General features: G+C 69.1%; 6 protein-coding genes and 1 pseudogene. 4 read left to right on the forward strand and 3 right to left on the reverse strand.

Features of this window, described 5'->3' with window-relative positions; all coding sequences use genetic code 11:
- The 3 genes from AC2W7C_RS11540 to ychF form a co-directional block, all read left to right on the forward strand.
- A partial coding sequence (locus AC2W7C_RS11540; protein WP_486001564.1) for a PepSY domain-containing protein occupies nucleotides 1–546 on the forward strand: 546 nt, incomplete at its 5' end.
- 11 nt (nucleotides 547–557) lie between these two features.
- Nucleotides 558–1,040 (forward strand): copper chaperone PCu(A)C, encoded by a 483-nt coding sequence (locus AC2W7C_RS11545; RefSeq protein WP_486001565.1) that lies wholly within the window; start codon nucleotides 558–560, stop codon nucleotides 1,038–1,040.
- A gap of 79 nt (nucleotides 1,041–1,119) precedes the next feature.
- Nucleotides 1,120–2,214, forward strand: a complete 1,095-nt coding sequence (ychF, locus tag AC2W7C_RS11550; protein WP_486001566.1) for a redox-regulated ATPase YchF — start codon at nucleotides 1,120–1,122, stop codon at nucleotides 2,212–2,214.
- Here ychF and AC2W7C_RS11555 read toward each other — a convergent pair.
- Nucleotides 2,207–2,716, reverse strand: coding sequence for a hypothetical protein (locus AC2W7C_RS11555; RefSeq protein WP_486001567.1), 510 nt, complete (start codon nucleotides 2,714–2,716; stop codon nucleotides 2,207–2,209). The genes ychF and AC2W7C_RS11555 overlap by 8 nt on opposite strands.
- Nucleotides 2,717–2,844: 128 nt before the next feature.
- On the opposite strand from AC2W7C_RS11555, the gene AC2W7C_RS11560 reads away from it, so the two are divergent.
- Entirely contained in the window at nucleotides 2,845–3,108 is a 264-nt protein-coding gene (locus AC2W7C_RS11560; protein WP_486001568.1) for a hypothetical protein, read from the forward strand.
- A gap of 71 nt (nucleotides 3,109–3,179) precedes the next feature.
- On the opposite strand, the gene AC2W7C_RS11565 is transcribed toward AC2W7C_RS11560, so the two are convergent.
- Nucleotides 3,180–3,656, reverse strand: a complete 477-nt coding sequence (locus AC2W7C_RS11565; RefSeq protein ID WP_486001569.1) for a porin family protein — start codon at nucleotides 3,654–3,656, stop codon at nucleotides 3,180–3,182.
- A gap of 279 nt (nucleotides 3,657–3,935) precedes the next feature.
- Nucleotides 3,936–6,624 (reverse strand): annotated as a pseudogene (gene ppdK / locus AC2W7C_RS11570) (pyruvate, phosphate dikinase).
- Nucleotides 6,625–7,012 lie beyond the last annotated feature (388 nt).

Below are 7,012 nucleotides of genomic sequence, written 5' to 3' on the forward strand. Positions count from 1 at the left end.
TTGGAGAGCGCGTCCGGTCCCGCGGCGCCCAGCCTGGCCCACGTGGTCGCGACAGCCCGGGCGGAGGGCCTGGCCCGCCCCTATTTGATCTCCGTCCCGAAGAGCCCCGGCCTGGCCTGGACGGCCGCGCATCAGGCCGCCCGGGTCGAAGACACGCGCCTGCTCTATATCGACGCGGCTTCCGGATCGCTTCTGGGCGAAGCCCGCTACGCCCAGTTCGGCTGGGGCGCCAAGGCCTTCGAATGGGGGATCGCGACCCACCAGGGCACGCAGTATGGACAGTTGAACCGCATCGTCATGCTGCTGGGCTGCATCGCGATCTGGGTCCTGGCGATCAGCGGCCTGATCATGTGGTGGAGCCGCCGTCCCTCGCGTCGGCTGGGCGCGCCATCAGCCCCGCCCGGCCCGCGCGTTCGCGCCGCGGTGCTGGGCATCGTCATTCCATTCTGCATCCTCTATCCCCTGACGGGACTGAGCCTGCTCGGGGTCCTGCTGCTCGATCGGGCGGCGCGGACCCTGATCCGGCTCCGGCCCGTCGCCTCCTGAAAGGACACGCCATGAAGCGTATTCTGCTGCTCGCCGCCCTGCTGTCTCCCGTCGCCGTCGCCGCCTGCGGCCAGGGGGACGCCAGAGCCCCTTCCGCCGCCGCCTCGACAGTGACGGTCACGGACGCCATCTGCCGCCCCACCCCCAACGGCCGCCAGATGACCGCCTGCTACCTGACGCTCACCGCGAGCGCCGACGATCGGCTGGTGTCCGTCGCCAGCCCCCGCGCCGGCCGCGCCGAGGTCCACGAAAGCAAGATGGAGGGCGGCATGATGATGATGCGCGAACTGCGCGACGGCATGCCCCTGCCCGCCGGCCAGGCCGTCGAGCTGAAGCCCGGCGGCGACCACATCATGCTGCTGGCTGTCGCCGAACCGATGACGGCCGGCGAGACCGTGGCCCTGACCCTCACCTTCGAGAAGGCGGCGGCGATCGGCGTGCATGCCGCGGTCGGGCAGCCGCCTCTGACGGTCGGCGAGCCGCCGGCCCACTGACCCTTCCTCGACTCGCGAGCCTGACAAACGGGCCGCGACCCGCTAAAGGCTCGCGCTCACCGAGGAATCCCCTGCCCCCATGGCCCTGAAAGTCGCGATCGTCGGCCTGCCCAACGTCGGCAAGTCCACCCTGTTCAACGCCCTGACGCGCACCGCCGCGGCCCAGGCCGCCAACTATCCCTTCTGCACCATCGAGCCGAACACCGGCGACGTGGCCGTGCCCGAGCCCCGCCTGAAAGTGCTGGCGGGCATCGCCGGCTCCAAGGAGATCATCCCGGCGCGCATCACGTTCGTGGACGTGGCCGGCCTAGTGCGCGGGGCGTCGAAGGGCGAGGGCCTGGGCAACCAGTTCCTGGCCAACATCCGCGACTGCGACGCCGTGGCCTTCGTGGCCCGCTGCTTCGTCGACGATGACATCACCCACGTCGAGAACCGCATCGACCCGATCTCGGACCTGGAGATCATCGAGACCGAACTGATGCTGGCCGACCTGGAAAGCCTGGAGAAGCGGGTCGTCAACGTCGAGAAGAAGGCCAAGGGCGGCGACAAGGAAAGCCAGCAGACGCTGCGCCTGATCAACCTGGCCCTCGAGCAGCTGCGCGCCGGCAAGCCCGCGCGCCTGGCCGAGGTGTCCAAGGAGGACGAGAAGGCCTGGCATATGCTGCAGCTGCTGACATCGCTGCCAGCGCTGTACGTGGCCAACGTGGAAGAAGCTTCGGCCGACAAGGGCAACGACCTGTCGGCCCAGGTCGCGGCCCGCGCCGCCCAGGACAACGCCAACTCGGTCGTCATCTCGGCCCAGATCGAGTCCGAGATCGCCGTGCTGGACGACGCCGAGCAGGCCGAGTTCCTGGAAACCCTGGGTCTGGAGGAGCCGGGCCTGAACCGCCTGATCCGCGAGGCCTACAAGCTGTTGGGCCTGCAGACCTATTTCACCGTGGGCCCCAAGGAAGCGCGGGCCTGGACGATCCCGGTGGGCGCCACCGCCCCCCAGGCCGCCGGCGTGATCCACACCGACTTCGAGAAGGGCTTCATCCGCGCCGAGACGGTCGCCTATCCGGATTTCGTCGCCCTGAACGGCGAAGCCAAGGCCCGGGAAGCCGGCAAGCTGCGCGCCGAAGGCAAGGCCTACGTCGTCAAGGACGGCGACGTGATGCACTTCCTGTTCAACTAAGCCGCTTTTCCGGAGGCGGCGCACTCGTCGTGGGCGCCGCCGGGCAGCGGACCAGCCGCACCACGGCGTCGTCCCGGTCCAGCCAGGTCAGGCGCAGCGCGTCGCCCTGGACCGACAGGCGTATGCGTTCGCGCGACGCCGTCCCTTCGGCCTGGCAAGCCAGCGTCGCCTCGTAGCCGTCGGCGACCTGGTCCAGCGACGTGATGGCGCAGCTGTTCTCGTAACCTTCGAACCGGGTCGTCGAGAGGGTGATCGGACGCCGCTCGCCGTCGGCCGCGCACCATCCGGGCTGCACCGCCCAGCGGCCGACGAAGGTGGCGGGCCCCGCCCCCTGCATCAGGCCGCCCACGCCGGGCGGAGCCGCCGCCGCTGGAACGGCGTCGCCGGGCGTGATGATCGGATCGGCGGGTTCGGTCGGCGGATTGACGGTCTGGCGCTCGCAGCCGACGCCCATGAGCAGCGCGGCGAGAACGAGGGTGTGGAACGGCGATATCTGGGTCATGGGGTTGAAACTCCCATTTCCGTCCCGGGCTCCCTACTCGCTTCGATCACGAATTCGCGGTCACGCTTGCATCGGCGGCAGGTTTTTGCGAACCGTTCGCCCGTGTCGAGAACAAGGGGGCGTCCCGCATGGCTCAGAACACCAATCCGTGGGGCAAGTCGATCGACCCGCTGGCGCAGGACGTGGCGGCGGTGCTCAAGCGCATGGGCGGCTCGGCCCACCAGCGCGACGTGGTGCAGTGCGTCGCCGCGATGAAGCGACAGCGCGGCGAGGCCGTCACCCAGGATCTGGCGGCCAAGGTCGTCGAGGTGTTCGAACGCTACCGCGACCTGTTCTTCAGACCCTTCGGCGAGGGGTCGATGCGCTGGGCGCTTCAGCCCGGCCTGGCCTGATCCCGGCGCGATGATGTGAAAGGGCCCGCGGCGCAAGCCGCGGGCCTTTCGCCTTTTCAGGACCGGAGCGCTTAGAAGCGGCGCACGTAGCCCAGGCCCCAGGTGTCGGCCTCGGCGCCGTTCTGCCCGCGGAAGTCGCGGCGGGTCCAGTCGGCGCGCACGCCGTTCTGGCCGTCGAAGAAGTAGTTGGCGCCGGCGCCGTAGTTGATGCTCTCGGTGCTGTGCGACGACGACGCGCCCGGAACCGACGTTTTCAGCTCAGTCGTGCCATAGCCGAGGCGGCCGAACAGCTCGAAGTTTTCGGTCACCGGCAGGGTCGCCACGCCGTAGGCCGCGGCGTCGTAGCGGTGCTCGACCTGGCTCGGCACGCCGGCGATGTTCAGGTCGTCGTCCTTGACGCCGACCGACAGCTCGGCCTCGGCCCCGAAGTAGCGGCTCAGCTTCGCGCCGCCGCGGGCCGTGATCGCGCCCACGTTCGCGCCGTCGATGTCGAGGCCGGTATAGCCCACCGAACCCTGGTATTGAGGATTCGAAATGCTCTGCGCCATGGCGGGCGCCGAGATCAGAGTAAGAGCAGCGGTAGCGAGAAGAACATTACGCATAGTTTATATATCCTCTGGAGGAGGCGACTTCTGTGGTCGCCCACCCCGCCCAGCGGAATACAAATGGTCACTTCAAAAGGACGTTCCAGAGGCGCGTAGCGACTTCGTTGAGACTGTGGGCCGGACGGCACATACACCGGTACGCCAACCGTGACCTTATCGTGTTCTTATTTTGACGGAGGCGATCTGGAATCCCAACCCGTCATGGCGGCTCAATGCCCGCCCCTACCGGTCCTTTTCGCGTTCCGTTCCGGCCCGGGCGTGCAAGGCGGCCTGGGCGGCGGCCAGCCGGGCGATGGGCACGCGATAGGGCGAGCAGCTGACGTAGTTCAGCCCCGCCTCTTCGCAGAAGGCGATCGAGGACGGATCGCCCCCGTGCTCGCCGCAGATGCCCAGCTTGACATCCGGACGCACCGCCTTGCCCCGCTCGGCGGCGATGCGGATCAGGTCGCCAACGCCGTCCCGGTCCAAGCGGACGAAGGGATCGGTCTCGAAGATGCCCTTGTCCATATAGGCCTGCAGGAAGCGGCCGGAATCGTCGCGGCTGATACCGAAGGTGGTCTGGGTCAGGTCGTTGGTGCCGAAGCTGAAGAACTGGGCGTGCTCGGCCAGGTCGCCGGCCCGGAGCGCGCGCGCGGCAGCTCGATCATGGTGCCGACCAGGTATTCGACCGTGTCGCCGGCGTCGGCGAACACCGCCTGGGCGGTGCGGTCGGTCAGTTCGCGCAGATACTTCATCTCCAGCCCCAGGGCGACCAGGGGGTGCATGATCTCCGGGACCGGCGCGACGCCCGAGGCGGCCTTCACCTCCAGCGCGGCCTCGAGGATGGCCCGGACCTGCATCTCGTAGATCTCGGGATAGGCCACGCCCAGCCGGCAGCCGCGGTGGCCCAGCATCGGATTGGTCTCGTGCAGCTCCTTGGCCCGGCGCTTCAGCTTGGCGGCGTCGATGCCCGAGGCGGCGGCGAGCGCGTCCATCTCGGCCTCGGTGTGCGGGATGAACTCGTGCAGCGGCGGGTCCAGCAGGCGCACGGTGACGGGAAGCCCGGCCATGATCTGGAACAGCTCGACGAAATCCGCCTTCTGGAACGGGGCGATCTTGGCCAGGGCCGTGCGGCGGCCGGCCTCGTCGTCGGCCAGGATCATCTCGCGCACGGCGGCGATGCGGGTGTCGTCGAAGAACATGTGCTCGGTGCGGCACAGGCCGATGCCTTCGGCGCCGAAGCCGCGCGCGGTGCGGGCGTCCAGCGGCGTCTCGGCGTTGGCGCGGACGGCCAGCCGCCGCAGGCGTCGGCCCAGCCCATCAGGGTCTGGAAATCGCCCGTCAGCTCGGGCTCGATCATCGGCACGGCGCCGTCCAGCACCTCGCCCTTGCCGCCGTCGATGGTGACGACCTCGCCCGCCCTGAAGGTGCGGCCGCGGGCGGTGAAGGTCTGGGCCCTCTCGTCGATATGGATCTCGCCGGCGCCGGAGACGCAAGGGCGCCCCATGCCGCGCGCGACCACCGCGGCGTGGCTGGTCATGCCGCCGCGGGCGGTGATGATGCCCCGGGCCGCGTGCATGCCGTGGATGTCCTCCGGGCTGGTCTCTTCCCGCACCAGGATGACGGCGTCGCCCAGCTGGGCCAGACGTTCGGCCTCGTCGGCGTCGAAGACCACCTTGCCCGTGGCCGCGCCCGGCGAGGCCGGCAGGCCGGCGGCGACCACGACGCGGGTCGCGTTCGGGTCCAGGGTCGGATGCAGCAGCTGGTCCAGGGCCGAGGGCTCGACCCGGCTGACCGCCTCGTCCTGCGAAATGACGCCTTCCGAGGCCAGATCGACGGCGATCTTCAGCGCCGACTTGGCGGTGCGCTTGCCGTTGCGGGTCTGCAGCATCCACAGCCGGCCCTGCTCGACCGTGAACTCGATGTCCTGCATGTCGCGATAGTGGGCTTCCAGCCGGCCGACGACGTCGACGAACTGGCTGAACACCTCGGGCATGGCCTCTTCCATCGAAGGGGTCGTCTCGCCCATCTCCTCGCGGCCGGCCCTGGTCAGGGACTGGGGCGTGCGGATGCCGGCGACGACGTCCTCGCCCTGGGCGTTGATCAGGAACTCGCCGTAGAGCTTGGCCTCGCCGGTCGAGGGATTGCGGGTGAAGGCCACGCCGGTGGCCGAGGTCTCGCCCATATTGCCGAAGACCATCGACTGGATGTTCACCGCCGTGCCCCAGCTCTCGGGGATGTCGTGCATGCGGCGATAGAATTTGGCCCGGTCGTTCATCCAGCTGGCGAAGACGGCGCCGATCGCGCCCCACAGCTGGTCGTGCGGGTCCTGCGGGAAGGGCTGGCCCAGCCGGTCCTCGACCACCCGCTTGTAGTCGGCGACGACCTTCTCCCAGTCCTTGGCGGTCAGGTCGGTGTCGACCGTCGCGCCCAGGCGGTCCTTGTGATCGTCCAGCACCTCCTCGAAATCGTCGTGGCCCAGGCCCAGGACGACGTTGGAGTACATGGTGATGAAGCGGCGGTAGCTGTCGAAGGCGAAGCGGCGGTCGCCGCTGAGCGTCGCCAGTCCTTCGACGGTGTGGTCGTTGAGGCCCAGGTTCAGGACCGTGTCCATCATTCCCGGCATCGAGGCGCGCGCGCCCGAGCGGACCGAGACGAGCAGCGGATTGGCCGCGTCGCCGAAGGTCTTGCCCACGATCCCCTCGACCTTGGCCAGGCCGGCCTTCACCTGGGCTTCGAGGTCGGCGGGATAGCTCTGCCCTTGGGCGTAGTAGTGGTTGCAGGCCTCGGTGGTGATGGTGAAGCCCGGGGGGACCGGCAGGCCCAGGGACGACATCTCGGCCAGGTTCGCGCCCTTGCCGCCGAGAAGGTTCTTCATCGAGGCGTCGCCGTCGGCCGAGCCGCCGCCGAAACCGTACACCCACTGAGTCATCAATCAGCCCCTGAGCCTTAGGTCGTATTCGGCCTGACTAACGTGCTGCGCCCGCGAAGGCGAGGCCGGGGCTGTAACAAACCGTGAGATCATGTGACGTCCCGGCTCTTCGCTTCGCTTCGGCCGGGATGACAAGGCGAGCGTCTTCGCCGCTTCGGACGAAGCGGTTCGGGGAGGGCGCGGGGCGTCCGGGCCTCGCCCGGAGCTGTTGGATTGTTACCGTTTCGACGAGACAGGCCGCCCCGCGTGGTCGTTGGTTCGCGCGCTCTCCGGCTGGCGGCCCTGTTAGAGCCTTGACGGATCTCCGCGGCGACCATTGCTGGCGGCCGCGGGGGCGGGGACATCGGCTGAGCCAGCGGTTCCCGCCTTCGATGCGCGGCGAGCAAGC

The sequence above is a fragment of the Brevundimonas sp. CURTG3B2_SDJG genome, assembly GCF_057364705.1.

Excerpts from the sequence above, each read along its gene's own strand:
- AC2W7C_RS11545 (WP_486001565.1), top strand. The coding sequence starts at position 558 with ATGAAGCGTATTCTGCTGCTCGCCGCCCTGCTGTCTCCCGTCGCCGTC.
- ychF (WP_486001566.1), top strand. The coding sequence starts at position 1,120 with ATGGCCCTGAAAGTCGCGATCGTCGGCCTGCCCAACGTCGGCAAGTCC.
- AC2W7C_RS11555 (WP_486001567.1), bottom strand. The coding sequence starts at position 2,716 with ATGACCCAGATATCGCCGTTCCACACCCTCGTTCTCGCCGCGCTGCTC.
- AC2W7C_RS11560 (WP_486001568.1), top strand. The coding sequence starts at position 2,845 with ATGGCTCAGAACACCAATCCGTGGGGCAAGTCGATCGACCCGCTGGCG.
- AC2W7C_RS11565 (WP_486001569.1), bottom strand. The coding sequence starts at position 3,656 with ATGGCGCAGAGCATTTCGAATCCTCAATACCAGGGTTCGGTGGGCTAT.